This is a genomic window from Prevotella sp. AM34-19LB, from assembly GCF_003468525.1.
In the GTDB taxonomy this organism is placed as follows: domain Bacteria; phylum Bacteroidota; class Bacteroidia; order Bacteroidales; family Bacteroidaceae; genus Prevotella.
In genome coordinates, this window is the sequence record NZ_QSIG01000001.1 from 34,775 (window position 1) to 59,990 (window position 25,216).

A 25,216-nucleotide genomic window follows, 5' to 3' on the forward strand; every position below is an offset into this window, starting at 1 on the left:
ATTTTTTTCCAGTTAGAAAGATGAAATTCTATTATTCAGTTTTTATTCGTTATGGAAAACCTTGTAGGGGTCCATCTGCTGCATTTTTTCCTTGATTTTCTGCTCTATTCCCTCTGATGGTTCCGGAATTTCGGCACCCATTTCCTTGGCAGCAGCCTCATCCTCGGCAGCACCGGCACTATCACCCAGACTTCTGCGAACCTCGCTGCGCTCACGATACGCATCAATAGAGAAAGGATTTACATCCATCACCTTACCGTAGGTCTGTTCAGCCTCCTCCATCTTTCCCTGCGCCTTCTCTACACGAGCCTTCAGTAACAGCACATCCTCGTTGCCCGGAATATGCTCATAGAGGAAAGTTGCATCGAGTTCTGCCTCGGAAAGCTGAGCCTGATCCAACAGGATGCTGCCACGAAGCAATCGGGCGGCATAGAAATCATCACGCTTGCCTATCGCCTCAGTCAGCATCGACACGGCACGGGTTGCATCACCCAGCCTCTGCAGGCTCTGGCATAGAAGAAATACGTCTCTACATTCTCAGCATCCAGCTGCAGAGCCTTGTCGCACACATCCGTCATGGCGATATAATCCTCCATCATATACGCCACATCTGCCATGCGCAGCAATACTGCAATGTTATCAGACTGTGCCTCCGAGATTTTCTGCAACTGGGCGTAAGCCTGCTGCAAGTTGCCCATCGAGATATAAGCTGCGAAAGATAGTCGCGGCATTCCAAATCATCTGCATTCAGCTGCAGAGCTTGTTCCAGAAACTTGGCAGCAAGGTCGAATTGGTGCATTCTGAGAGCACGCACACCATCATATTTCACCATGTCGAAGTCTTTTTCCTTCGTTTCTCTCACTTCTTCAGTAGTTTTTTGCCCACCAAATAGCTTTTTCAATATGTTCATATCCAATTGATTTTTTAGGTTTTGAATTGTTTATTGTTGAAATCGTATCAAACGACAGGGCAAAAATACGAATAAAATCCCGAAAAACGCCCCTTTTTTGGAAGAAATATTTTCTTTTTTCTGATTACGAGAAGATGGTGACAAACTTAGACGCACGAATACCATCCACATAAACATCTGCTTGATAGGGAGTTAGGATTGTTTTTAATTTCAGTTAAAGGCATCAAAAATCTCAGTCTCAGTTGTCTCAGTTGTTTTTCAAGTACCCCCTCTTCTTCTTTTATTCTTATATATATTATATATTTATATATAATTGTTTAATAATCATCAAGTTACAAAAGGGATAAAGGAAAAGAAAGAGAAAAAGGGGAAAATGATACCCCCTTATTTTTTAACTGAGACACTGAGACACTGAGACTGCTTCAATTATGAATGCCACTTTTTTGTATTAACTATCTGATAATAAGCCTTCTAGAAAAAGAGGAAGCGTTCCAGTTCCAGTTGTTCCAATTATTTTTTTAGCATATCCCACCTACCCCTATTTTATATATATTTATATATATTATATATATAAATAATTAATAAGTTATATAATATAAAGAAGCAAAGAAAAAGGACAAGCAAAAGATATAAACCCACTCAAAATTAATTGGAACAATTGGAACAACCGGAACGCAGCCCCGAGAAAATCCCCTCTTCTCTAGAAGGCATTTCTCACTCCACAACCCAATCCGTGATGTTATGCGTAGCAGCATAGTTCGAGATTTCTGCATTTGCATTTAAGCATTATCCATCTTCTTGATTGGACGGATGATAAAACCATCTTTTGGCACCATATAGTCTGCATTACTATATTCAAGCTGAAAGAATATTTGGCATCCACCCTTATGCCGTTTTTGAGTTGAAGCAATTAACAAGCAAGGAAGCTGCGGTAAAGGCAACTCCTACCCCTACTACACCCGTCCATCCATAATGTTGCCAGAATAGACCTGAAACAAATGTACCGGTAGAACCTCCCAAGAAGTAAATGGTCATATAAACGGTATTGACCCGGTTGATGGCGGATGCGTCAAGAGCGACCACACTGGTCTGATTTGACAGATGGACGCTTTGCATTCCGGCATCAATCAAGAGGATGGCGATTATCATCCACAAGTAACTGTCATTTCCCCAAAATGCCAACAACCATGCAAACAGGATGACGCATCCTCCGACAATAGAGAAGAATCTTGCGCCATACTTTTGGATATATCCGCTGATGAAAACCACCGTGGATGCACCTGCCAATCCGCACAAACCGAGTGCTCCGATAATATCGTCGCTTGCAAAGAAAGGCTCTTGCTTCATTCGGAAAGCAAGGCAACTCCACAAGGCAAAGAACGAGCCATAAGCCAATGCCGCCCTCAACGACGCGATACGCAAGTACGGGTATTTGGAAAGTAGGCGCAACAAGGATTTCCACAGCCCTGCATAACTTTCTCGTGAACGGGCAGGCAACACGGGCAGCATTTTGTGAATCATCAGAAAACACCCAAGCATAAACACGCAAGCCACAAAATAGACAGAACGCCATCCCCATATATCGGCGAGAAAACCACTGAATACCCGTGACCCAAGAATGCCTATGAGCAAACAGGACTGTATAATCCCCACGTTGCGCACCTTGTGGTCCGGAGCTGAATTATACGACACCAACGGAATGAAGAACTGCGGCATGACCGAAGATGCCCCGGCAAGCAAGGATGCGCCCCACACCCAGTAGATGTTCGGGGCGAGTGCTATGGCAAGCAAGGCGCACGAAGAAACGATGTAATTGGTCAATATCAGTCTCTTTCGTGAAACCAGGTCGCCAAGCGGAATGACCAATACAAGCCCTGCCACATAGCCTATCTGGGTCAATGTCGCCACCATGCTGGCAGAAAAATCGCTTACCGCGAAATCCTTAGCCATGCTGCCCAACAGAGGCTGGTTATAATAGCAGTTGGCAACGGAAAGCCCGGTAGCGACTGCCATCAGCGCCAGCAGAGGCGCCGAAATGCCTTGGTTCTCCCTCAATTCATACTTCATCTTCTGCCTCCTTTCAATATGACACGATTTTCAATCCAATCAGGGAAGCAATAAGCGTGAACAGAAAGAAAAGACGGATGGGAGAGGCCGGCTCCTTGAAGACGAATATCCCTATCAAGACCGTGCCGACCGCCCCGATACCCGTCCAAATGGCGTATGCCGTTCCCAAAGGTAAAGTCTGAACCGCCTTGGCAAGCAGGGTCATGCTCAATACTGTGGAAGCCAAGAAGCCGCTACCCCACAGATAAAAAACAAGTCCTGACGCAGCTCTCGCTTTACCCAAGCAGAATGTAAGGCTCACCTCAAACAATCCTGCCAATAATAAGATTATCCAATTCATAACTATGATTTATTAAATTCAGGTGCAAAAGTAAGTAAATAATCTCTAATTGCTTTTTTCATTTGGTAAAAACTGATTTTACATTTGCAAAAAAACAGCCGTTCATTTCCGTTTTTATGTGCAATTTTATAATTTTGCACACCAAATACAACAATGAGTTATGGATATAAAGGAAATCATCAATCAAAGATATGCCATGCCGGATGCGTCTTTGGATAGATTGCGGCAATGCCTGAGTGAGGTTTCGTACCCCAAAGGATTCCGCGTGTTGGAAAACGGCAAGATAGAAAAGGATATCTTTTTTATCAAGAACGGCATTGTCCGCGCTTACACTTCGGTGGACGGGAAAGAAATCACCTTTTGGGTTGGCAAGGAAGGAGCGACCCTTGTTTCCATGAAAGGATACGTGAACGATGAGCCGGGATATGAGACGATGGAGCTGATGGAAGATTCTGTCTTATACGTATTGAAGAAGAAAAAGCTGAAAGAATTGTTTACGGAAGACTTGCATATTGCCAATTGGGGTCGGCGTTATGCGGAGATGGAATTGCTTGCCACCGAGGAACGGCTGATTTCCATGTTGTCCGCCATTGCTTCGGAACGGTACAAAGAGTTGTTAGAGAAAGAACCCGAGTTGTTGCAACGGTTGCCGTTGGGAAACATTGCTACCTATTTAGGCATAACACAGGCAAGTCTGAGCCGGATCAGGGCACAAATAAAGTGACGTAATTCGGCGGATATTCCATAGTTTTTTAATATTACTCAAAGCTCAAAGCCATGAGCAAAATTACAAATGTTCCCTCAGAAATGCGAAACTTGAATTAAAAATACAAGATTGGGATAAAGAAAGAACAAACTTTCCTTTTCAAAAGGAAATAATTGCCGATTTCTTTCCTTTTTAGAAGGAAACTTTCTACATTTGCAGCCGATTGCAGGAATCGATTTTGATGGAATAGGAAAAGGGGCAAGACCATGGCTCAAAGCACCATGATCTTGCCCTTTTCTATTCTGACTTTTGCCACACCCATCTCGTTCAGCGCCGTGATGATTTCCTGCAGGCTTGCCCTGCGGGAGAAGCGGAAGTGGATGAGCTTACCCATATTCGCCTGAGACTGGAAGACTACGGTCTTGTTGTACCAGGCTCCGATGTCGCTCATCGCCTCTGCCAGCGTAACCTGATCCATATCGAAATCGCCTTCCAGCCAGTCGGAGGCTGAAGGGGAAGCCTTAGACACTACTATCTTATCCGACTGGAGCGTAGCGGTCTGCCCCGGGCGCATCTCTACCTCCGTATCGGCATTGCTCACCTTCACCTTGCCCTGCATCAGGGTTACCTTTGGGGCATCCTTGCGATAGGCTTTCACATCGAATACGGTACCTAATACCTGCGTCTGCATCTCGCCCGCCTTTACCACGAAAGGCCGATGAGGATTCTTGGTTACTTCGAAATGAGCCTCGCCCTTCAGACGGACTTCCCGGACTTCTGCATCATCGAAAGATGCAGGATATTCGAGCGTAGAATTGGCATTGAGCATCACCTTGGTACCATCGCTCAGCGTTACCAATGTGGTGGTTGCTGCCGGGGTAGAAACCACGCAATAGCCATTGTTCAGGGTCTGCTCCACCTGCTTGGGAGAAGTGACCTCTGAGAAAAGCTCCATGGAGAACTCCGTAGGCTGAGAAATCTCCTGGGATGAACGGAAAATAAAAAGGAAGAGGCTTGCCGCTACTGCAACAGATGCCGTAATCCAAGTCAGGATTCGGGCTTTATCTATCTTTTCCCCAGACAATTCATCTTCTGCCTTCTGTAGATGTTCCTTCTCTGAAGAAATATGCTTCTTCTCGAAAGCTTCCCAAGCCGCCAGCGTTTCTTCCATCGAAGGCTCATCGCCCAGGGCTTCCCCGAATATCCGGGAAAGCCGGGCATCAGAAACTTTTTCAGAAGCATTCTCAGAAATACTTTCTGAAACTTTCTCAGAAGCATTCTCAGAAACATTTTCTGATACAGAATCCATTCTATAATCCAGTTCTTGATCTTGATTCTTATTCATGATTTTTCCTCCTAATTCTCTATGTTTGTATACTTCATTCGCTCGCGCAAGATGGCGAGTGCCTTGGAAATATGCTTCTTCACGGTGTTGGGACTGATACCCAGCCTGTCAGCTGCCTGCTGATAGGTGAGATGCTCGAAATAGCAGAGGCGGAGAATCGTGCAGGTGGGTTCCTTCAGTTCCCTCGCTATCTGCTCCGCCTGTTGCAGCAGGCGCTCGTGTTCCTCATACCGGGTACTCATATCATACCGGGTGGCCTCTATCAGCGCCTCCACGTTGGTCTGTTCCACCTGCTGGTGCTTGAGCCAGTTGAGGCAGGCATTTCTCACCGATGCATAGAGCCAGCTCCTCCTTGTTTCCATCTGCAAGGAGGAGAATTGGTTCCACGCCTTCTCGAAAACATCTCCCACAACGTCACGGGCCTCGTTGCCGTCTCCCAAAAGGGACACGGCATAACGCACCAATCGAGGATACATTTCCAGGAATAGCTGCTTAAAGTCGTTGTTTTTCGCTCTGTCCTGCGCCACTACCTTTATATTTATTTCTTGTTGCATTGAATGTGTATCTCACATTCATAAGAATTTTCTGATTATCTGCATATCGGGTTAACGTGCGATGCGACTGCGTGCCGTTTGCCTCGAAATAATAATATCCTGTATGCAAGAGGTCTTGCACTACAAACATCACCTTGAGGGCATCATTCTTCAGGAAGTTCTTGGAAACCCGGAACTGCATGTTGCCCGTACATTTCCTCCTTCCGCTTCCCATCTCCGCCCTCGTGCTGACATTGCCCGAAAGATTCATGAACACCGGTTGGGCAGCCTCAGATTGTTGTTCATGCTGAATGTAAACTGAGGCTGGTTTTTGCCAAACTCGGGGATATTGAGATGATCTACATTATCATGATAGTAGAAGACACTCGCCGTGAGGTTAGGATACCAGATTCCAAACGAAGGCGCCACACGGATATTGGCTCCACAATGGTAGGAATGAGGCACCGAAGCCATCGTCTGCAAAAGCACACTCGGATGATTCACCTCATCGTAAGGCTTGTACCAGGTCATGTACATATCAAGTACATAGTTGTAGTAAGCCATAAACGACAGCCACTTGTAATTGCCCGATAGGTTGAAACTGTGCTGCTTCTGAGGTTTGAGATGAGGGTCGCCCGACTTGTACTCGTACTTGCTTTCGTAGTCGATGCTGCTCTGAAGCATGACGTAGATAGGACTGTACTTGTTCAGACGATAGGAGAAGGCAAGATTCAGATTATCCTTGCTGTAACCGACGGATAGGAAGGGAATCCAATTCCTGTAGCTGGGACTCTGTTCTGCCTGCAGCACATCCTTCTCGTAATAATCGGTTTTCTGGTATTCGTATCGCAAACCGGCTCCATAATTCATGCGCCCTATGTTCAGATAATACTGCAGGAATCCGGCATAGATAGACTGGCGGATGTGGTTGAAGGCATCGGCAGAAAAGCCGCTCTGGGTGAAGTCGTTGCGGCGGTTGGTAAACATCTCTTCCGTTCCGAAGGAAAGCCTACCCTTCCACAATGGTCCCGACACCACCAGCTTGGCAGCATAGAGATTACTCCTCACCTTGCTCTCTGATTCCGCATCCAGCTTTCCGTCGTTTATCGCCGTCTGAGTGTTCTGGCTCACCTTATTATAGAAGTCGCCATTGAAATTGATGTTCCATTTGCCGAAATCGCCATTATAATAGGCGTTCACGCTATGCGACCAATGGGCTTGCTTTTAGAAAACAGATCTACGCCCATACTTTCCGTCAGTTTACCATCCTCCCACACATCGGTTGCTCCCCAGCTGTGGGTGTAGTTGTTGCCTATCATGTTGGTTGTTTCATAGCGCATACCCAGCGATTGCTTCTCGGAAATCTCATAGTTGAAACCCGCGTTCATAAGAATCTCTCCACCGAGGGTATTCGTGGTTCTGCGGCTGTTGAATTCCCAGTCGCTGGTGGTATGGAGCTGGGTTTCGGAATGGGCGGTGGCGTGCGAGCGATCCAATCCCGCTCCCACTTCGCCGAAGATATCGAGTCCGCCCGTGCGGTAGTTCAACTGCACATCCTCATAGCCATGAGGCGAATAACGGCCCTGCATATATTCAGAATAAAGGCTTCCGCTCAAGCCCTGTCCACGCTTGCGAACGGCACGCAGACGGATTACGGCATTGGTCTTGGAACTATACTGCGCTCCGGGAACGGTAACGATTTCAGCCTTCAGAATATCCTTGGCGCTCAATCGCTTGAGTTCGTTCAGATTCTCCAGTTTCCTGCCGTTGAGATAAATCTCGGGCGCTCCACGACCGATAATCTCCCAACTGCCCGCTTCGCCCGAAACGAAGGGCAACTGGCTGATCATATCTTCGGCAGAGCCCAGTTCGCCCAGGATGGTACCGGATACCAGGGTAGTGAAGGCTCCGTCCTTATACACTACATTGGGGCGGGTACTCTTGATGGTTACCGCCTTCAGCTGCTGGGTGTCGGGATGCAGACCGATGTGCATGGTAGGCTTGCAGGCCAGAATCTGCGACTTATAGCCCACAAACGAAACCTTCAGCATCGCATCCTTATCGGCATAAGGAAGTACGAAACTTCCATCCTCCGCCGTTACGCAACCTGCCACATAAGCCTTGCTGACGGAGGAAATCAACACCACGTTGGCAAAAGGCAGAGGCTTCTGGTGCTCATCCACTACCCTGCCCTTGATCTGTTCCACCCGGGTTGTCTTGCCCGTGTATTGCACGGCAAAATAGGTATTGTGCTCTACAAAGGAGAAAGGTTTTCCTTGCAGCACCATCTCCAGGGCTTCCTTCTGTCGCTTAGCCTGGATATTGGCAGTAACGCGATATTGGTCGGTAGCCTGATAGGCAAAGAGGATATTCTTCTCGCCCGCCTTTTCAATCTTCTTCAACACGGAAGTAAGCGTTTCGTTATGCACCAGAAAGGTCATACCTCTGCTTTGAGCAAATAGGGAAATGCTCAAGACAAGACACAGTATAAGGGAAGTCGTTCTTTTCATCATTTTTTCTTGTTTTTATGATTCTACTTTGTTCATAATACAACATCCCCCTGGAATCGGGTACGCCTATTTTAAAAATTTTGTTGCAAAAATACAAAAATAATTGGGAATTGCAGCATTTTAGGAAGAAATGATTAACTTTGCAAACGGAAAAATCAGAAGACTGTAGATAATTGCAGAAAATAAATATTGTTAAATGCAGCGGATAACGCATAAGAGAATCAGAATTTCCTGGCTGCTGCTATTGGTTTACCTGCCGATGCTGCTGGTCGTTACGTTTCACCATCATGGTGAAGCGCAGGGAACTCATGCAGATTTCTATTGTGCAGATTGCGCCCATCATGTTCATCACGACGGCCATCTGATAGCCCTGCAGAATACCATGCACGACTGTGTGCTCTGCCAATTGCAAAGCACACCTTATCTGGCTCCATCCCTCGTGGTATGGGTTGCCATCACCGTGCTCCATCTCTCCCCTCGCCGTGCCTTCTGCTCTCCTTGCCTGTGCAGGGCGAAGGGGGTAAAATCTACCCGTGCTCCACCTTATTATCAGTTTTTTATAAATAATTGAAAATTAACATAATAAGGTAATTAATAACATAATGAGAACAATATTGAAATCAATATTGCTGATGAGCCTATGCTCGTCGGCAACAGCCCCTGCTATGGCTATAAACGGAGCAGATAATAACAAGGAAAAGTCAAGCATTCATGGTATGGAAACCAGCGATTCCATCAAGCACCAGCCTCTGACGGAATCGAGCGTGAAACTGAACGAAGTGGTGGTTACGGGATTGACTGGCAGCCAGAAGCTCAAGCAGTTGCCTGCACCCATCTCTTTCGTTTCTGCCCGCCAACTCGAAATGCAGCCTTCTACCAACATCATCGACGCCATCGCTCATCAGCCAGGCGTTTCGCAGATTACCACGGGAAGCGGAATCTCCAAACCCGTGATTCGTGGATTGGGATTTAACCGTGTGGTCGTAGTGAATGATGGAGTAAGACAGGAAGGACAGCAATGGGGCGATGAACACGGAATAGAAATCGACCCGGCTTCGGTTCATTCCGTAGAGATCCTGAAAGGTCCGGCAAGTCTTATGTATGGCTCGGATGCGATGGCTGGCGTCCTTATCTTCCATTCCGCTCCTACCCTTGCTAAGGGCGACATGAGAGCGAAATTCTCTACAGGTTATCAAACCAATAACGGACTTTTTGATTATTCGCTCAACTTTGCCGGCAATCAGGGCGGATTTGTCTGAAATACCCGATATAGTGGAAAAATGGCGCATGCCTACAAGAACAAATACGATGGTTACGTCTTCGGTTCTTCACTCAGAGAACAGGCCCTTTCACAGCTCCTCGGCTGGAATTATCGCCAGGGACATTCGCATCTCACACTCGATTATTATCATCTCACTCCGGGCATCGTAGAGGGAGAAAGAGATGAGAAAACGGGCGAGCTGGAAATTCCGGATGGCTACGATACCAAGACTTATGGCAAACCGATGCCTTATCAGCAGATTCACCATTACAAGGCGGTGCTCGACAATTCCTGGTTCCTGGGCGACGGCAATCTGAAACTCCTCTTGGGTTATCAGCAGAACCGCCGTCAGGAGTTTGAGGAGGAAGAGAATCCGAAGGAATGCGGACTCGACTTCATGCTCCATACCGTGAATTACGACCTGCATTATCTCTCGCCGGAAATGAATGGCTGGAAATTCTCAACAGGTGTCAACGGCATGTGGCAGCAATCAATTAACAAGGGAGCAGAGTTCCTGATTCCAGCCTATCATCTCTTCGATTACGGCGTGTTTGCCACGGTGAGCAAGAAAATAGGCAAGTTGAATCTGAGCGGCGGAATCAGATACGATCATCGCCACCTGCACAGCGAAGCGGATTCTTTCCGTTTTCAAGCCTTTAAGCGCAGCTTTGAGGGAGTAACCGGAAGCATTGGCTTGGCTTACGAAATCCTGCCCGATTTCAATATTAAGCTGAACCTGGCAAGAGGATTCCGTGCGCCTAACATCAGCGAATTATCATCGAATGGTGTGCACGAGGGAACCCAGCGATACGAATTGGGAAATTCCGGTCTGAAGCCTGAGAACAGCTGGCAATTCGACCTTGGTTTGGATTATTCTTCACCTATTATTTCGGCAGAACTCTCGCTGTTTGCCAATCGCATTAACCATTACATCTATAGCGAGAAGTTGGCTGATGAGAACAATCAGCCTATCCTCATCGACGACACGCCCGCCTATCAGTTTACTTCGGGCGACGCCCGCATTCTGGGTGGTGAGGCGAGCATCGACATCCATCCTGTAGAGCGTCTGCACTTCCGCAACACTTTCTCGTATGTCAACTCCGTGCAGTTGCATCAGCCATCCGAATCTAAGTATCTGCCATTCACCCCAGCTCCCCGTTGGATTTCGGATGTAAGATATGAGTTTGTCTGCAACGGCAGGACTTTCGACCATCTCTTCGTCAAGCTGCAGATGGATTGCAATCTTCGCCAGAGCCATTATTTCGCAGCCAACGATACGGAGACCGCCACGCCATCCTACACCTTATTAAATATGTATGCCGGTACCGACGTGAAGCTTTACGGCAAGCGCCTTCTCTCGCTCTATCTTTCGGGCGAGAATATTACCAACCGTGCTTACCAGAACCACCTGAGCCGTCTGAAGTATCTGGCGGAAAACACGGTTACGGGCAGAAGAGGTGTTTACAACATGGGGCGCAACTTCTGTATCAAAGTAGTGGTTCCGATAGAACTGTAATTCGCCTTTTTAGAATAAGCAATTCCTCATCAGGAATCAGAATTTGGAATAAATAAATGCCGATAGGGTGCCAAAAACTACAGAAAAAGTAACTTTTGGCGCCACTATCGGCATTTTTTCGTCTCTTTTTTATTGTTTCTCAGTATTTTATCCTATCTTTGCAACAAAAAGTCCCTTGAAAAAGTGGCAGAATAGAACAAAAAGTCCCTTGAAAAACGTGCACGAATTCAAGAAAAGTCCCTTGGAAAACGTGCACAGCATCAAGAGTAATACATCATAAATCATTAGAAAACAGATGTTTAAACGGAAAATCGAGAAATATCTCAAAGAATGGAAGAGTGATGAGCACAAAATGCCTCTCATCATTAAAGGATGTCGCCAATGCGGAAAGACATTCTCGGTACTCGATTTTGCCCATAAGAATTATGAGCATGTTGTGTATATTGACTTTTTCCAGCACCCAGAATACAAGTCGGTATTTGATGGTGGCCTGGACATCGATCTTCTCTGTATGACACTTTCTACCTTAATACCCGATGCCAATTTCGTATCGGGCAAGACCTGCATCATCTTTGACGAGATACAGGAATGCCCACGTGCTCGCACTGCCTTGAAATTCTTCAAGACTGATGGCAGATACGATGTCATCGGTACGGGTTCCCTGCTGGGAGTCAGCGGTTACCACACCAATGCTTCGTCAGAGGCTCCAATTCCTGTTGGTTACGAGACTATCATAGACATGTATCCAATGGATTTTGAGGAATGGCTCTGGGCAAATGGCATTAAGAAAATGACCATCGACTACCTGCATCGCTGCCTGGAAGAAAAGACTCCGGTACAAGAAGCCATCCACGAAAGAATGCGCCAACTGCTGCTGCAATATTGCATTATTGGCGGAATGCCAAGAGCCGTGAGCGTATTTATGGAAACTCATAATATGCAAAACGTGCTACGGATGCAGCAAGCCATCATCGAAGAATACAAAGTAGATATGCTGAAATATGCTCCACAAGCAGACAAGTCGAGAATCAGAGAATGCTTCGAGTCAATTCCACGTCAACTGAGTAAGGAAAACAAGAAATTCGCATACGCCACAGTACGATCCAACGGAAGAGGACGTGACTATCAGGGCAGTTTGCAATGGATAGAAGATGCTGGCATTATCCGCCGTTGCTACAACCTGTCAGCGCCCGAACTCCCACTTGATGGCAACTCCATTCCCGACCAGTTTAAAGTTTACATGGCAGATACAGGACTTTTCATCAGTATGCTCGAACCAGGAACGGCAGCTGACATTCTGCAAGGCAATCTCTATGGATACAAGGGAGCCATCTTTGAAAATCTGGTAGCCGACATTTTTGGCAAGATGAATCGCAAGCTCTATTATTTCCGCAAGGACTCGGGTTTGGAAATCGACTTTGTTACAAGATACGAAGGCAAATGCACGCTGGTAGAAGTAAAGGCGAGCAACGGAAACATTAAAAGTGCCAAGACCATCCTTTCGAACCCCGAAAAGTATCACGTATCTCAAGCCATCAAACTGGGAGATGTAAATGTGGGAACAGCCCCACAAACTTTCATTCTTCCCCTCTACATGGCTTTTCTGCTGGAAGACAAAAGATAGAAACAGGACATCAAGGAAAATATCATCGTAAAAAAAACGAACCATGATTAAGAAACAAGGAACAATATTGATTGTTGATGACAACCGCAACATTCTTACCACGGTGAGGATGCTGCTGGAACCCATATTCGATGGCATCATCACCATCGCCAATCCTAACTCCATCCCAGCCAAGCTGAGAGAGGAGCATCCCGACGTGGTGCTGCTCGACATGAACTTCTCCAGCGGAATCAATTCGGGAAACGAGGGACTGTACTGGCTCAGGGAAATCAAGAGCCTCAGCCCGAAAACAGAGGTGGTGCTCTTTACCGCCTATGCCGACATCCAACTTGCCGTAACAGGCATCAAGGAAGGTGCCGCCGACTTCATCGTGAAGCCTTTTGAAAACGAGAAGATGATCCGTACGCTGATGGAGGCTAGGGATAAGAACAAGGCTGTGGATAACGCTATTGGCAAAAAAGGTGGAAAACTTTGTGGAAAAAATGCACAAAGTGCTATGTATTGGGGAGATAGCGAAGTTATGAACAATTTGAGAAGCATTGTGGAAAAAGTTGCCGCAACCGATGCTAACATCCTGATTACAGGCGAAAACGGAACAGGTAAAGAGGTATTAGCCAACGAAATACACCGTTTATCCACAAGGTGTGGGAAAAAGATGCTGCCTGTGGATATGGGAGCCATTACGGAAACCCTTTTCGAAAGCGAACTCTTCGGTCATGTAAAGGGTGCTTTTACTGATGCCAAGGTGGATAAGCCGGGCAAGTTTGAGCTTGCCGACGGCAGTACCATCTTCCTGGATGAGATAGGAAACTTATCCTACGGTCTTCAGGCAAAACTCCTTACCGCCCTGCAACGCAGAAGCATCGTAAGAGTGGGCGGAAGTACACAGATTCCCATCAACGTGCGACTGGTTTGCGCCACCAACCGCAATCTGCAGCAGATGGTAAACGATGGCGAATTCAGAGAAGATCTGCTCTACCGCATCAACACCATCCATCTGGAATTGCCTGCCCTGAGACAGAGAAAATCAGACATCGTTCCATTGGCAGAAAGATTCCTCCGTCAATATGGCGATTTATATAATAAGGAGAATCTCCGTCTTTCGGAAGAAGCAGAGAAAAAACTTACCAGTTTGCCATGGTACGGAAACATCCGTGAACTTCAGCACGCCATCGAGAAAGCCGTGATTCTATCTGATGGCGGAATGATTTCTGCCGAAGATATTGACGGCGGAAACCAGCAGAAAAGAGAGAAGCCCCTGGAAGAGGTTCAGACGCTCGACGAGATGGAGAGCCGAATGATAGAGAAAACCATCAGGGAATGTGAGGGAAACCTGTCGGTGGTAGCCGCAAGACTGGGCATTTCCCGCCAGACGCTTTATAATAAGATTAAGCGATATGGATTATAAACTAATTATAATTATCGTGCTTTTGCTCGTTGCTGTAGTGGGTTACATTCGCCTCTACCGCCACTATCGCCGGAACATCAAAAAGGTAACCTTCCTTTTTGATGCGATAGATAATGGGGATTTCTCTTTCAATTTTCCTACGGAGAAGGGGTTTAAGGAGGATAAGATTCTGCACAAATCCCTCAACCGAATCAAGCTCTTCCTGCAACATACGAGAGAGGAGCAGATGAATCGGGAGAAATATTACGAGCAGATTCTGAATGCGGTGGATACGGGCATCCTGGTGGTAGATAGCCACGACAACATCCTGCAGCACAACCAGGCTGCCCTCCGATTGCTCGATACGGATGTGCTTACCCACATGAACCAGGTAAAAGGGAAACTGAAGGATGAACACTTGGCAAAGCATGAGACGCAAGCCATGCTGAAAGACAAGCACGTGCGCATCATCGCCCTGAGCGACGTGAGCCACGAGCTGAGCAATCAGGAAGTGGATTCATGGATCAAGCTGATTCGTGTGCTGACCCATGAAATCATGAATACCATCACGCCGGTTACTTCGTTGAGCGAAACTCTGCTTACCCGAGTTACAGAGGATAAAGACTTGAAGCAAGGCTTGGAAACCATCCACAAAACAGGAACCGAGCTGTTGGCTTTCGTCAATAACTATCGCCGTTTTACCCATGTTCCCCAGCCTCAGCCTGCTCTTTTCTATGTAGAACCATTCCTGGAAAGAATGGCGATGCTCTGCAACCACGAAGTAGAGATAGAAGTTTCTCCCAAGGATTTGCTGGTTTACGCCGACGAGAGCCTCCTCTCTCACGTGGTAACGAATCTTCTGAAGAATGCCGTAGAAGCTTTCAACGGGCAGGAAAAGTTATCTGCAGAAAGAAACAAGCAAGATGGAAATGTGCAGGGTAGGAACAAGCAGGAATGTCGCTCCGCGGATTTGCAATCCGCGGCAAGCAAGAAGGCATTTATCCGTCTCCAAGCCTACGCTAACGCCCAGGAATCCATCATCATCGACGTGAGCAACAACGCCGGTCTCATCCCCGAAGATGTAGCCTCTCATATTTTCATCCCGTTCTTCACCACGAAGTCGGAAGGAAGCGGAATCGGGCTCTCCCTCTCCCGCCAGATCATGCGAGTAAGCGGCGGCAGCCTCTCGCTCCATCAGGACAAGGCACAGGGAATCACCACCTTCCGCATCATCATCCCATAACAGAAACACTAAAGCTGATTGCCCTCCGCCTCCACAATCTGTCCATCAAACAGGCGGATGGTGCGATGGGCTATCTTGGCATCATGCTCATTATGCGTTACCATGACGATGGTGGTGCCCTCGTGGTTCAGCTCAGTAAGCAGATGCATCACCTCGGCACCATTCTTGGAATCGAGGTTACCCGTAGGCTCATCGGCAAGGATAAGTTTCGGACCGAAGACCACGGCACGGGCGATGGCAACCCTCTGCTGCTGACCACCTGACAGTTGGTGAGGGAAATGCTTGGCACGATGGCTGATGGCCATTCGCTTCATAATCGCCTGCACCTTAGCCTTGCGCTCCGCCTTCGGAATGTTGAGGTAGGTAAGAGGAAGCTCGATGTTCTCCTCTACATTCAATTCATCTATCAGATTGAAGCTCTGGAACACAAAACCGATTTCTCCCTTTCTCACATCCGTACGCTCTTTTTCCTTCAGGTTTGCCACCTCGTGATTACCCAGGAAATATTTTCCAGAAGTTGGGTTATCCAATAATCCAAGGATATTGAGTAAAGTGGATTTGCCACAACCGGATGGTCCCATAATGGCGACAAACTCGCCGTCTTCTACTGTGAAAGATACGTTATTTAAAGCAATCGTCTCCACATCTTCTGTGCGGAATGACTTGCAAAGATTCTCTATTTTAAGCATTTTCTTATCTTTTTACTTTTTTACTTTTAATTTTATTCATCCTTAAGATACTTCACCGGATTACTATTCGCCACCTTGTAGCAGTTGATGACGACGGAAAGCCCGATGATGACGAGCAAGATGATGGTAACGCCGATAAACAGCAAAGGCGTCATCGTAATCTTCTCGCTAAACGACATCAGCCATTGTCGGGCTATCAGCCAAGCCCCCAAGTCGCCCACGATGATGCAAGGCAAGGCAATCTTCATAATGTCCTTCAGGAAGATGCGAAGAATATCCTTCACCTTCGCTCCGTTCACCTTCCTTATCGCAATCTCCTTGCGGCGGCGGTTCACCTCATCGCTCGTATAACCCACCAATCCGAAGAGGGCGATAATCATCGTCACGATGCCTGCTACAAGGATGCCATTGCGGAAATTGAGCTGTGAGGCATACTGGTTAGCCAATTCAGAGGCATAACTCTTCACGATGACCTTATTGTTAGGATACATCGACTGCACCTTCTGCTGCAACTCCGCCAACGATTCGTCCTGCATATCCTTATACTTTACAAGCATGTAATAAGCCGTCTTGGCTGCATAGAAATACAGTACAGGAAACTCCTTCATATCGTCGCCATCGGCCGACATGTCACCCCAGCGGATATTCTTGCACACGCCACAAACCGTCAGCTTGAGTGGATTTACACCGTCATCATGTCCCGAACAAGTAATCTGCTTGCCTACAACGCCATCCTTCCAATGCCAGATATTGATGAGTTTTTCAGCACCCCGTTCGTCAATAATCACCTGACGGCAACTGTCATTGCACTCCGTAAAGAACGAGCCCTGTACTATCGGGATGTTCATCATCTTGAAGAAATTGTCGTCCACACCTTCCATATCTATGATGTTGAAGGTATTAGTATCATCACCAGGCTTTTGTACCATGTTTCCGCTTCTGCCGTATCCATAGAGCGGAATATGATAAGTGGAACAGCACTCCTTGACATTCGGCATTCGCTTGATTTCGGCAAGACACTGGTTGCGCTGGTCGCGATTGATGCCATCTACCGAGACGATGGCAACATTATCATAATCGTAACCAGGATTGGTGCCAAGCATCAGCTGATACTGACTGTTGATGATGTAGAGCAGACTGAACAGCAGTCCAGAGATAGCAAACTGTATGCCCAGCAACGTCAGTTCCAGCGGTTGCGATTCTCGTTATAACCACGGAAGGCACTTGCCACCGGAATCTTGTTGTATAGCCAGCCCGGAACCAGACCGCCTACCAGCAACACCAGCAGGCAGATCATCACCAATATCCAACTGCCCCTGTTCAGAATCAGCGCACTAACCGGAGCAGAAAGGAAATTCTCGATAGTTCCCTTGCAAAGGAATACGAGTATGGCAGCCAAAATCACCGCCAAGCCTACATGCACCAATGCCTCAGAGAAGATGATGGCATGAATATTCTTGGGTTCGGCTCCATAGCACTTGCGAACTGCCATCTCACGCGAGCGGCTTACCAGATTGCCCACTATGATAAGCAGATAGTTCATTACCGACGTGAAGAGCAGCACGAAGGCCACGATGCTCAATATCCAGCTCATCATCTTGATATATGGGTCATGGGTATAGACATCGCTCAACACCGTGAAATCAAAGGTAAGGTCTGTTCCCATCTTCTTCAGTTCCTTCAATGGGAAATGGTCTTGGCGCATCTTGTCGACGTAAGGCTTGAGTTCGTCGACACGATGTCCCCTTGCCAACCGAATGTAGGAAATATAGCTATCATTTCCTATCCAATTGTTTCTGCCATCGTAAGAATATACGTATGGAACACTGGACATAGACAGAATCATCTGCGTGCCATGCAAGGACGCCCCCCAAGGAAAAGCCTCGAAAACGCCATTAATGGTAAAAGTAGTACCAGGATAATCGGGAAGCGTGAAATGCTTGCCCACCACATTGCCGCCTATAGTGGCTGCCGTCTTCGAGTCGATGATGCAAGACAAGGGCTGTGATAATATCTGGCGAGCCTTGCCTACCAACATCTTCTGCGGAAAGACATCGAAGAAACAACTGTCTGCCATCAAGATATTGGCAGACACAACGTGCTGGTCGTCCAACTTGCATTGGGCGTCGTTATAGAACCAGTGGGTACTAGTGGCCATTTCCACCATCGGTGCGTATTGCTTCACACCTTGGGCGATGGCTCCTGAAGTCTGGTTGAACGTCATGGTCTTACCCTGATTGCTGCTCACTTCAAATATCTGATACGTCCTCTCCCATCCAGGGAAATACGTATCGTAAGTCTGCTCGAAATAAATCTCGGCAATAATTACCGAACTGATTGCCAGTCCGAGCGCCAGACACAAGATCTTCACGAAATTGTGCTGGCCTCTTCGGGGCAGATTCTTGAATGCGTTAATAATATGATTCATATCAAATATCCTGTTTCAAGGGCGTTAGCCCAATTTATCACTAATCACTACTAATTAAAAACTAATACATCATTATCCTTATAGGCCTCATAGCCGCTAACGATAACCTGCTCGCCCGGCTCCAAGCCTTCAATCACCTCATAATATTGAGGATTCTGGCGACCGATGGTAATCTTTCGGCGATAAGCCTTCTTGCCACTCTTGTCTAAAACAAAAATCCATTGACCGCCCGTTACACTATAAAACGTGCCTTTAGGGATGATTATTGCCTGCTTAGACTGGCCGAGCTGCAAATCTACATAATAGGTCTGACCGGTTCGGATATTGCCAGGGCGAACACCTTTGAAGATGAAGTCGATGCGAAACCTGCCGTCTCTTACCTCGGGATAAACCTTGCGGACCTGCAGGAGATAATGCTTGCCATTCTGGTCGAAGGTAGCAGTAAGTCCGGGTTTTACCCGGTCGATGTAATGCTCATCCACCTGCGCCTGCACCTTGAAATCGCTGAGATCGTTGATGACTCCTATCTTCTGTCCAGCCTGGATGCTCTGTCCCAGTTCCACATCGAGCAAGCCGATTTCACCCGATATGGTGCTGCGGATGTTCAGCTTCTCCTTGCGCTGGCGAACCAGCTGCACATTCTTCTGCATGGCTTCCAGATTATCGCCCATCTGATCCATCTGCGAACGGCGGAGCTGTGCATCCTTCTTCAATCGCTTGCTGATGAGCGCATGCTTCTTGACGGCAAGGTCGTAATCTTCCTTAGCCTTCAGATACTCCTCGCGCGAATTGAGTTCTTCCTTGTGCAACGCCTCCTGATGCTGATAGGAGCGGCGCTTGGTAATGACATCCTGCGAAAGCGACAGTTCCTCGTTGCTATTGTTCAGGCGGTCCTGCTCCATCGAAATCTGGGTGTTGCGAAGCATGTCCTGCTTTTCGGCAAGTTCGCTTTCGGCATTCAGAATCTCCAGGTCGAGATTCGAATTGCTCAGTTTCACGATCACATCGCCCTTGTTTACGTGGGCACCTTCATCCACCACTTTCTCCAGAACGATACCGCCTTCCTCGGAACTGATCTGTACCACGGAGATAGGAACCACCTGTCCATCCACCGAAACATAATCGTTGAACTGCGCCTTCTCTACGGTTCCGATGCTCAATCCCTTCCTATCCACCTTCAGGGTGGAAGAGAAATTGCTCAATCCCAACCAAATGAGGACTGCGATCAAAACCGCTCCTCCGCCAATCCATGCCCAATACTTGCGAGGCACGAGATATTTTTTCTTTTCTATTTTTATATCCATAATTTATCTTATTAAATTTTCTCCCTGATAATAAGCAACCAATCTCTGTTTGATGATGAGCAGCATCTGCATCTGGAGTTCCTTGATTCTGCTTTCCAGAAGCGTCTGGGCTGCGGTATGAAGATCGAAGGTGGAAAGCATTCCTTCTTCAAACTTCCGGCTCGACATGTGATAGGCGAGCGAATCAGAGGCCACCTTCTTCTGCATCTGATGCAACTCCTTGGCGTAACCCTCTGCATCCATCACCGCCTGGGCTATCTGGTCGTGAAGCTTGCGCCTGGTTTCCTCCAGGTTCACCTGTGCCAGTTGCCAGTCGTTGCGTGCCTTCTTCACGCTGTGCCATCGGTCGCTATTATAAATAGGTATAGAAAGGGTCAACGCGAGGTATTCGCCCTGGTTGTTGTGAAACTGCGAGGCAAACCCATCGTATTGTCCTTTCTGAGAGAGATTCTTGTAATAGTTGGTAGAAATGCCGCCACCGAGAGAGAGTGATGGCAGCAATCTGCCTTTTGCTATCTTGTAATCATACCGTGCCCGCTCCACTTCGTATTCTGCCGACTTCAAATCGGGAGAAATATGCAGGAAGCCCTGGTAAATGGTTTCGTAGTTTACTCCAGATTCAGAAACCTCTTTTTTATCAGACGTTAACTTCAAATTCTGCTCCTCATTAATCAGAATTTTCAGCTCTTCATCCACCGGAAAATTCATCGCGGATTTCAAGGCGAGCAGACTCTGTTTTGCCACATTCTCCTGATGCGTAAGATTGTATTCATCTTCCGCCACCTGCGATTCCATCTGTACCACATCCGGGCGCCCTTTCTCGCCCAGTTCATACAGTCGCTTCATCTTAGCCAGCATCCGCTTGCTTTCGTTCAGTTTCTCGCTTGCTATCTGAATGCTTGCCTCAGCATAGGCAGCATCCACATATTTCTGCATCACGTCGATGGCTCTATCGTCCTGAATCTTCTGCATCGCCGTGGCTGAATAATCCCGGCTCAGCTTAGCCTGCTTCAAGGCGTTGATGGTGGCGAAACCATCGAAGACATTCAGTTCGGCATAAAGCTGATAATAGTTGTTGAATGTCGTTACATTATTATAAGTATTGGTTTCCGGGTCGATGTTTCGTCCCCAGGCATACTGTCCTTGCACGCCGCCCGTAACGGTAGGCAGGAATCCTGCCACAGCATGCTGGTAATCCTGCTTGCGTTGGCGGGCGTTTACCACCTCCCGCTTCACCTCCGTAGCGTGCTCCACGGCGTATTTCATGCAGTCGTCAAGGCTCCAGCTCTGTGCCGAGGCACCAGCCACCCAGACCAACCATCCTATCAATATTCCTATTCTTTTCATAATCTTCTTCATTTTGGCATGATAAGGACAAGAGCCGTGCCAAAACAACATTTCTCCTGATAATCAAGCCATTAAATAAAAGCCCTCATTAAACAAACTGTCCAACAATTAGACACCACCGTCTAATTGTTGGACAGTAAACCGCAGCTTAAAGCTGATCATTCGAAACCAAAGATCAAAGCTGATCATTCATCGCATCCACCACTTGTCCATCAAACAGATTGATGATGCGACTGGCGTAGGTAGCATCGTGCTTGGAGTGCGTAACCATCACGATGGTGGTTCCCTCCTCGTTCAGCTCGCTGAGCAACTGCATCACCTCCATACCATTCTTGGAATCGAGGTTACCCGTAGGCTCATCGGCAAGGATGATGCTAGGCTTGCCCACCACGGCACGGGCGATGGCAACCCTCTGCTGCTGACCGCCCGAAAGCTGATGAGGATAATGCTTGGCACGATGGCTCAGCTTCACCTTTCTCAATATCTCGAGCACACGCTCCTTGCGCTCCGCCTTTCCCACTCCGAGGTATTTCAGCTGTAAATCCACATTCTCCTCAACGGTAAGTTCGTCGATAAGGTTGAAGTTCTGGAACACGAAGCCGATGCGACCCTTGCGATAGGCGGTGCGCTCACGCTCCTTCAGATGGCCCACTTCCTCATTATTCAACCAATACTTGCCCTCCGTAGGACTATCCAGTAAGCCCAGGATGTTCAGCAAGGTTGACTTGCCGCATCCCGAAGGACCCATGATGGCGATAAACTCACCATCTTCTACTTCTATGTTCACACCGTTCAGGGCGATGGTTTCCACCTCTTCCGTGCGGAATATTCTAGTTAAATTCTCTGTTCGTATCATCGTTAGAAATCTTTTTAAAGTTTATGACTCATTATTCAGCCTTGATGCTGTCTATCGGATTCGACATCGCCGTACGCAGGGTGCAGCCGATAACCGAAACAAAGGCTATCAATAAGGTAAAGACGGCGCCAGCCAGCAACACCCACCAAGGGAAGGAAATGCGATGGACGAAATCCATAAGATAAGTCTGCATCAGCTTCACGCAGATAGGGATGGCGATGACCACAGCCACCAGCGAACTGACGAGGAATCTCTTAGCCAGTTGCCAAGCCGCATCCCCAATCGAAGCCCCCATCACCTTGCGCAGGGCAATCTGGCGCTTCTGCTGGTTGCCGTAATAAACCGACATTCCGAAGAGCCCCAAGGCAGAAATCAGGATAGAGATGCTCATGAAGGTGATGATGAGCACCATCATATTATGCTTGTCCTTGAGGTTATTCTTCAAAGTATCATCCATATACTCCACCTGCATTTCCGCAGGAACGCCCATCAGTTCCTTAGCCACCTGCTTGCAGGTATTCCGGATCGCCTGCAGCGCCTGGGCATGATCGCCACGGGTTTTCACCAGAACTGTCCATCCACGCTGCTGCGGGGTAATGACTCCAATGGCATTATGCTCCGTTTTTTCATTCTCGCTCAGCGCATCTCCACTATGGTAATCGGCAATCACGCCACACACCTCGTATTCATGCTTTCCATCCTTCATTCTCATTCCGAACCAAGGCTTGTGGACAGAAACGCCATAGGCACGCTTCGCATCTTCCGTTACCCAAATCTTTCCATAGGCTGGCTCGCAATACTGCTCAATCACCCTGACTCCCAGCATCTTCATCGCCGTGGAATCTACCATGAATATACGGAGCATTCCTATCAGTTTTTCATTGTCATCATGCACGCCATTTCCCCAGCTTCTGATAGGATTGGCGTTGCCGTAAGTTGCCTCTTCCACCTCTGGAAGCGCTTTCAGACGGTTTTTGAGAATAGACATCTTCTCGGGCGAACCATCCAAGGAAGAAATGATGGAAACAATATCCTTCGTCTGATAACCCAACGGCAAATCGGCAAGATGCTTCATCTGGAGCATCATCGTTATCGCCATCACTACCAGCGTGATACTGATGACGCTCTGGGCTACGATAAATATCTTGCTGAACCACATCTTGCTGCGCATGCGGATGGTTCCCTTCACCACATCTATCGGATTGAAACGGGAAACCACGATGGCAGGAAGGATTCCCGCAAAGATGGAGATGATGACGTAAGCCAACGGCAGGAACCACAGAAGGTCGAAGGAATGGAACAGGTCGATTTTCGTATCCAACATAGAATTGAACAACGGGATGAATGCCCAGGAAATCAACAAGCCCAGCAGGAAGCAGACTGCCGTGAAGAGCGCCGACTCCTTGAGATAGCGCAGCATCACGCCCCCTACCGATTCGCCCAGCAGTCTTCGGGTAGCCATCTCCTTCGCACGGTTGCCAATCTGAGCCACCGTAAGATTGATGTAGTTGAACAAGGCAGAAAGCAGCAGAACCAGCGCCACGACCAGGAGGATATTCACGAGAGAACGATTTCCATGCTTGAAAATCTCGACATCATCATCCGCAAAATGAATCTGGTCCCATCTCACAAACTGGCAGCCCCACATGAAGTCGGCTCCACCTGATTCCTTTTTCCACTCCTTCCAGTAGTTTATGTATTTGCCGAGCAAGGTCTGTCTCACCTTTTCGGGGTCGGCTTCCTTTGCCAGTCGCGCCACCGTAGTACAGGAGCCAAACTGATCCATCGCCTGAGCCTCAGCTTCTATCAGTTTCATCGACACGAAAATATCGTATGGGTTAAGAAGGTCCTCACGGTCGAAATCCTCCATGATTCCCACCACCTTGAGTTGCAGCTTACCGCATTGGATGGTACGGCCGATAGGATTGGCGTTGCCGAAGGCTTTCTTGGCAAAAGATTCCGAAACCATTGCCTGATGAGCATCCGAAAGGAGATGATCTGGCGCACAACCACGGCATTTGTAACCCATAAACTGGGAAAAGTTCGGGTCGATAGCCAGATATTTTGCCTCATAATACTGTCCATCTATCATGGCTCCCTGCGGAGCATAATATTCACCAAATCTTGTCCATCCCTTGATTTCCGGGATGGAAGGAAAGAACTCCTTGGCTATGCCCCAGGTCATTCCGAGATAATCGCCGGAACCTGCAACATAGAGCTCCTTCGCCAGTTTCTGATTCGTTCCCACACGATACTCTGCAGTAGCGTAGGAAACGAGAATCAGCACAAAAGCCAGTGCCACCGAGAGGCCCAAGGCCTCTATGGTGGCATAAAGCTTGTTGCGTGATAAGAATTTCACATAACTTTTCATCATATACTCATTTATTTTTTGTTTCACTTAAATCAAACGATAAAGGAAGAATACCATCTCCCTGTTTTCGTTAGCTGCTGCAAAGTTACGGCTTCTCCCGTTTTCTGCCAAGATTTCCGGCAGCCCGGAAGGTGGATTGTATGAAATTCATACACTCTATTGTATGATTATCACACAACAGCCCCGTTTTTGTTTGTCGTTTCGGGAAAAAAGCGTACTTTTGCAAACAAAAAAATAAAAGATATGAAATACGGAACCCTTCTTGTCATCGACGATAATCCGTCGATACTCACGGCGCTGAAAATCTGTCTGAGCAATACGTTCGAACGGATTCTCACCCTTTCTCGCCCCGATACAGCCCCCACGCTGCTGCAACAGGAGCAGGTAGATCTCATCCTGCTCGACATGAACTTCTCGCTCGGCGTAAACAGCGGACAGGACGGTTTACTCTGGCTCCGCACCTTCCGCCGACTCCATGCCCACATCCCCGTGGTGCTCATCACCGCCTTTGCCGACGTGCAGCTAGCCATCAAGGGATTGAAAAGCGGAGCCGCCGACTTTGTAACCAAGCCTTGGGATAATGACGAACTCATCAGAACCCTAAAAGATGCCATCGACCGAAGCCAGGAAGTGGAGACTCTGGAGAGCATCGAGACCACTCATATCCACAAGGTGGTGGATCAATGCCACGGCAACATCTCTCGTGCCGCCGAACTGCTCGGCATCACTCGCCAAACGCTTTATGCCAAGCTCAAGCGATAATTCTTTATCACAATCAT

At 47.7% G+C, this 25,216-nt stretch carries 22 protein-coding genes and 1 pseudogene; 8 read left to right on the forward strand and 15 right to left on the reverse strand.

Going from position 1 to position 25,216, the window contains the following annotated elements:
- Positions 1–42 precede the first annotated feature (42 nt).
- The 4 genes from DW830_RS16180 to DW830_RS00125 form a co-directional block, all read right to left on the reverse strand.
- The gene (locus DW830_RS16180; RefSeq protein WP_233544319.1) at positions 43–468 is read right to left on the reverse strand and encodes a tetratricopeptide repeat protein; all 426 of its coding nucleotides are present in this window, start codon (positions 466–468) and stop codon (positions 43–45) included.
- Positions 462–731: a tetratricopeptide repeat protein gene (locus DW830_RS16185; protein WP_233544310.1), complete on the reverse strand. Its 270-nt coding sequence runs from the start codon at positions 729–731 to the stop codon at positions 462–464. The genes DW830_RS16180 and DW830_RS16185 overlap by 7 nt, the downstream gene beginning before the upstream one ends.
- 1,064 nt (positions 732–1,795) lie before the next feature.
- A complete protein-coding gene (locus DW830_RS00120; protein ID WP_119248430.1) occupies positions 1,796–2,977 on the reverse strand; it encodes an MFS transporter in 1,182 nt (393 codons plus the stop codon).
- A gap of 13 nt (positions 2,978–2,990) precedes the next feature.
- Positions 2,991–3,317 (reverse strand): DMT family transporter, encoded by a 327-nt coding sequence (locus DW830_RS00125; RefSeq protein ID WP_117664025.1) that lies wholly within the window; start codon positions 3,315–3,317, stop codon positions 2,991–2,993.
- Positions 3,318–3,477: 160 nt separating this feature from the next.
- On the opposite strand from DW830_RS00125, the gene DW830_RS00130 reads away from it, so the two are divergent.
- Positions 3,478–4,041, forward strand: a complete 564-nt coding sequence (locus tag DW830_RS00130) for a Crp/Fnr family transcriptional regulator (RefSeq protein WP_117664026.1) — start codon at positions 3,478–3,480, stop codon at positions 4,039–4,041.
- Positions 4,042–4,294: 253 nt separating this feature from the next.
- On the opposite strand, the gene DW830_RS00135 is transcribed toward DW830_RS00130, so the two are convergent.
- The 4 genes and pseudogenes from DW830_RS00135 to DW830_RS00155 form a co-directional block, all read right to left on the reverse strand.
- A complete protein-coding gene (locus DW830_RS00135) occupies positions 4,295–5,368 on the reverse strand; it encodes a FecR family protein (RefSeq protein WP_119248431.1) in 1,074 nt (357 codons plus the stop codon).
- A gap of 11 nt (positions 5,369–5,379) precedes the next feature.
- Entirely contained in the window at positions 5,380–5,844 is a 465-nt protein-coding gene (locus DW830_RS00140) for a sigma-70 family RNA polymerase sigma factor (RefSeq protein WP_410524473.1), read from the reverse strand.
- Positions 5,845–5,860: 16 nt separating this feature from the next.
- A pseudogene (locus DW830_RS00150) lies at positions 5,861–7,101 on the reverse strand (outer membrane beta-barrel family protein).
- Positions 7,098–8,342, reverse strand: coding sequence for a carboxypeptidase-like regulatory domain-containing protein (locus DW830_RS00155; protein ID WP_158573399.1), 1,245 nt, complete (start codon positions 8,340–8,342; stop codon positions 7,098–7,100). The pseudogene DW830_RS00150 and the gene DW830_RS00155 overlap by 4 nt, the downstream one beginning before the upstream one ends.
- Before the next feature lie 265 nt (positions 8,343–8,607).
- Between DW830_RS00155 and DW830_RS15630 the strand changes: the two genes are divergently transcribed.
- The 6 genes from DW830_RS15630 (at position 8,608) to DW830_RS00180 (ending at position 15,442) form a co-directional block, all read left to right on the forward strand.
- Positions 8,608–8,982 (forward strand): hypothetical protein, encoded by a 375-nt coding sequence (locus DW830_RS15630; RefSeq protein ID WP_147487167.1) that lies wholly within the window; start codon positions 8,608–8,610, stop codon positions 8,980–8,982.
- Positions 8,983–9,013: 31 nt separating this feature from the next.
- The gene (locus tag DW830_RS17030; protein ID WP_317125353.1) at positions 9,014–9,670 is read left to right on the forward strand and encodes a TonB-dependent receptor plug domain-containing protein; all 657 of its coding nucleotides are present in this window, start codon (positions 9,014–9,016) and stop codon (positions 9,668–9,670) included.
- A 21-nt stretch (positions 9,671–9,691) separates the two neighbouring features.
- A complete protein-coding gene (locus tag DW830_RS00165; RefSeq protein WP_317125354.1) occupies positions 9,692–11,188 on the forward strand; it encodes a TonB-dependent receptor in 1,497 nt (498 codons plus the stop codon).
- A gap of 295 nt (positions 11,189–11,483) precedes the next feature.
- Positions 11,484–12,812 carry an ATP-binding protein gene (locus DW830_RS00170; RefSeq protein WP_119248436.1) on the forward strand — a complete coding sequence of 443 codons (1,329 nt, stop codon included), beginning with the start codon at positions 11,484–11,486 and terminating at the stop codon, positions 12,810–12,812.
- Between the two features lie 43 nt (positions 12,813–12,855).
- Entirely contained in the window at positions 12,856–14,220 is a 1,365-nt protein-coding gene (locus DW830_RS00175; RefSeq protein WP_119248437.1) for a sigma-54-dependent transcriptional regulator, read from the forward strand.
- A complete protein-coding gene (locus DW830_RS00180; protein ID WP_119248438.1) occupies positions 14,210–15,442 on the forward strand; it encodes a sensor histidine kinase in 1,233 nt (410 codons plus the stop codon). The genes DW830_RS00175 and DW830_RS00180 overlap by 11 nt, the downstream gene beginning before the upstream one ends.
- An 8-nt stretch (positions 15,443–15,450) precedes the next feature.
- On the opposite strand, the gene DW830_RS00185 is transcribed toward DW830_RS00180, so the two are convergent.
- The 7 genes from DW830_RS00185 to DW830_RS00215 all read right to left on the reverse strand — a co-directional run bounded on the left by DW830_RS00185 (position 15,451) and on the right by DW830_RS00215 (position 24,440).
- Positions 15,451–16,131, reverse strand: coding sequence for an ABC transporter ATP-binding protein (locus tag DW830_RS00185; RefSeq protein ID WP_119248439.1), 681 nt, complete (start codon positions 16,129–16,131; stop codon positions 15,451–15,453).
- A 32-nt stretch (positions 16,132–16,163) separates the two neighbouring features.
- On the reverse strand, positions 16,164–17,309 hold the full coding sequence (locus DW830_RS00190) for an ABC transporter permease (protein ID WP_119236448.1): 1,146 nt from the start codon (positions 17,307–17,309) through the stop codon (positions 16,164–16,166).
- Between the two features lie 2 nt (positions 17,310–17,311).
- Positions 17,312–18,559, reverse strand: coding sequence for an ABC transporter permease (locus DW830_RS00195; protein ID WP_119248440.1), 1,248 nt, complete (start codon positions 18,557–18,559; stop codon positions 17,312–17,314).
- Positions 18,560–18,609: 50 nt separating this feature from the next.
- On the reverse strand, positions 18,610–19,863 hold the full coding sequence (locus DW830_RS00200; RefSeq protein WP_118311190.1) for an efflux RND transporter periplasmic adaptor subunit: 1,254 nt from the start codon (positions 19,861–19,863) through the stop codon (positions 18,610–18,612).
- Between the two features lie 3 nt (positions 19,864–19,866).
- A complete protein-coding gene (locus DW830_RS00205; RefSeq protein ID WP_118311208.1) occupies positions 19,867–21,210 on the reverse strand; it encodes a TolC family protein in 1,344 nt (447 codons plus the stop codon).
- Between the two features lie 175 nt (positions 21,211–21,385).
- A complete protein-coding gene (locus DW830_RS00210; RefSeq protein WP_118311189.1) occupies positions 21,386–22,066 on the reverse strand; it encodes an ABC transporter ATP-binding protein in 681 nt (226 codons plus the stop codon).
- A gap of 31 nt (positions 22,067–22,097) precedes the next feature.
- Positions 22,098–24,440, reverse strand: coding sequence for an ABC transporter permease (locus DW830_RS00215; protein ID WP_119248441.1), 2,343 nt, complete (start codon positions 24,438–24,440; stop codon positions 22,098–22,100).
- Positions 24,441–24,680: 240 nt separating this feature from the next.
- Here DW830_RS00215 and DW830_RS00220 point away from each other — a divergent pair, with 240 nt between their 5' ends.
- A complete protein-coding gene (locus DW830_RS00220) occupies positions 24,681–25,199 on the forward strand; it encodes a response regulator (protein WP_119248442.1) in 519 nt (172 codons plus the stop codon).
- Positions 25,200–25,216: the final 17 nt, after the last annotated feature.